At 37.1% G+C, this 2,523-nt stretch carries 4 protein-coding genes; all 4 read left to right on the forward strand.

Annotation, left to right across the window (positions count from 1 at the left end; genetic code table 11):
• Positions 1-971: glutamine-hydrolyzing GMP synthase (guaA, locus tag ACW6OJ_RS08095; protein WP_456096283.1), on the forward strand; the 971-nt coding region annotated here is incomplete at its 5' end.
• A 94-nt stretch (positions 972-1,065) separates the two neighbouring features.
• Positions 1,066-1,197: a hypothetical protein gene (locus ACW6OJ_RS08100; protein ID WP_456096284.1), complete on the forward strand. Its 132-nt coding sequence runs from the start codon at positions 1,066-1,068 to the stop codon at positions 1,195-1,197.
• Between the two features lie 68 nt (positions 1,198-1,265).
• On the forward strand, positions 1,266-1,841 hold the full coding sequence (locus tag ACW6OJ_RS08105) for a uracil-DNA glycosylase family protein (protein WP_007788953.1): 576 nt from the start codon (positions 1,266-1,268) through the stop codon (positions 1,839-1,841).
• Between the two features lie 258 nt (positions 1,842-2,099).
• Positions 2,100-2,523, forward strand: a 424-nt coding sequence (locus tag ACW6OJ_RS08110) for a transposase family protein (RefSeq protein ID WP_456096285.1), incomplete at its 3' end; no start/stop codon positions are given.

Genomic DNA, 2,523 nt, shown 5'->3' on the forward strand with positions numbered 1-2,523 from the left:
TTTGTCAGGTAAGTGGAGACTGGACTACTAGCTCATTTATAGATGACAAGGTAGCAGAAATAAAGGCTAAGGTAGGCGACAAGAAGGCCCTATGCGCCCTAAGTGGTGGTGTAGACTCATCTGTTGCAGCTGCCTTGATGCACAGGGCTATAGGCGATAATCTGACTTGCGTATTCGTTGACCACGGTCTACTAAGAAAGAACGAGGGTGACGACGTAGAGAGAATCTTTAGGCAGAAGTTCGGCATGAACCTAATCAGGGTAAATGCAGAAGACAGGTTCCTAAGCAAGCTGGCAGGAGTAACAGAGCCAGAAGCAAAGAGAAAGATAATAGGTGAAGAATTCATCAGGGTATTTGAAGCAGAATCTCAGAAGCTTGGTAAGATGGACTTCTTGGTGCAGGGAACAATCTATCCGGACATAGTAGAGTCTGGTAACGGAGAATCTGCAACTATCAAGTCTCATCACAATGTTGGTGGTCTGCCAGAAGATGTAGACTTCCAGGAAATAATAGAACCTCTAAGAGAGCTATTCAAGGACGAGGTTAGAAAGATAGGTCTAGAGTTAGGTATAGAAGAAAACCTAATATTTAGACACCCATTCCCAGGACCAGGACTTGGTATCAGGGTAATCGGAGAAGTAACTAAGGAAAAGTGCGACATCCTAAGAGAAGCCGATGCTGTATATATGGACGAGCTAAGAAAGGCTGGTCTATACAAGGAAATATGGCAGGCCTTTGCTACACTACCAGATGTAATGACTGTTGGTGTAATGGGTGACGAAAGAACATATGCCCACCTAGTTGGATTGAGGGCTGTTGCTTCAAGTGACGGTATGACATCTGACTGGTACAAGATTCCTTATGATGTGTTGGAGAGGATTTCTAATAGGATTATCAATGAGGTTGAAGGGGTTAATAGGGTTGTGTATGATATAACTAGTAAGCCTCCTGGAACTATTGAGTGGGAATAGTTAAGTCACTATCTAAAGCCATTGATTTTACTGATTATTCTAAGGTTTCAAGTGGTTAGCTGAAGATGAAAGCCGTGAGGCAAGAATTGCTATCATGGATTCTGATATCGATGTTATCAGCTCAATTTACTCAATGGAAGAAGATATAATGTCAACATTCTACTTTAAGACTGGCACAGTAATACTTTACTCAGCAAAGGGCGAGAACAAGGTTATAGAGCTATAAGCTACATATTATTTAAGCCTCACCATTTAATGGTGATATATTTGTTTTTTAGTATCGGAGGTTATATTATGTCGCTAAAAGGTATAATAAAGCAAATTGAACTAGACAAAAGAAATACCGAATATACAAATAAGAACATACCACCAATACTTCAAGTAGATAAGGAAGCTAGGATTCTAATCGTAGGTCAGGCACCTGGAAAAAAGGTGGAGGAATCACTTATTCCATTTAATGATAAATCTGGAGAAACCCTTATTTCTTGGATGGGTATAGATAAAGATACGTTTTATTCTAAAGAAATTGCAATAGTTCCAATGGATTTTTACTATCCTGGCAAGGCTAAAACAGGTGATTTGCCACCTAGAAAATTTATTGCTCAGGAATACCATGGACCTATACTTAAGGAACTAAACAACATTGAACTTACAATTCTTATCGGTAAATATTCTATGGATTACTATCTCAAGGGTAGGACAAAGAAGAATCTTACAGAAACAGTCAGGTGCTTTGATGAGTATTTACCTAAGTATTTTCCAATCGTTCATCCAAGTCCCTTGAATTTTAGATGGCAGGCAAAGAATCCTTGGTTTGTTCAAGATGTTGTTCCAGTGCTAAAGAAAACTGTAAAGAAAATATTAAAATAGATTAAAAGGATAGTATAAATTATCAGGTTGGTTAGAAAAATCCATCTCTAAACTATCGGGTTGGTGACTATGAATAAAAAGGACATTTTTCGCATGAAATTCATGTGGAAAATGTCCTTTTATATTGGTTGTATAATATTTAGCGTTGGTGAGAGAAAATTCTCTCCCAACGCTAAATTTTTTGCAAAAAAATAGGAACACACATCAAATCTCGTGTATAATTTAAATCGCAAAAAATAAAAAACAAGGAGAAATGATATGTGTTCTAATGCTAGTATAACAGAAATCTTAGGAATTAACGATAAAAATTTAGTAATTTTAGGGAACAAAAAAGAAAATATTAAGGGGATAGAATATACAGTCTTAAGGGGAAAGCTTTCATATAGGCCAGCTTGCTGCCCTAAGTGTGGTATAGTCAATGAAAATTATGACATAATTAGAAATGGGAGTCAGACCGTAAAAATACTTTTTAATAGGGTTAATACAAACCCTTTGATATTGATGGTTAAAAAGCAGAGGTTTTTCTGTAAACATTGCGAGTCAACATTTATGGCTAAAACACCTATCGTAGATAAGGGGTGCTTCATATCGAATGATGTTAAGAGGTCCATAGTTTTAAACCTATGTGAGACTAAGTCAATGGACTTAATTGCAAGAGAACACTGTGTATCTCCTACTAGTG

The organism is Peptostreptococcus sp. (assembly GCF_977045075.1).

Bases quoted from the DNA above. Each gene is read 5' to 3' on its own strand.
- ACW6OJ_RS08100 (WP_456096284.1), top strand. From the start codon at position 1,066: ATGGATTCTGATATCGATGTTATCAGCTCAATTTACTCAATGGAAGAA.
- ACW6OJ_RS08105 (WP_007788953.1), top strand. From the start codon at position 1,266: ATGTCGCTAAAAGGTATAATAAAGCAAATTGAACTAGACAAAAGAAAT.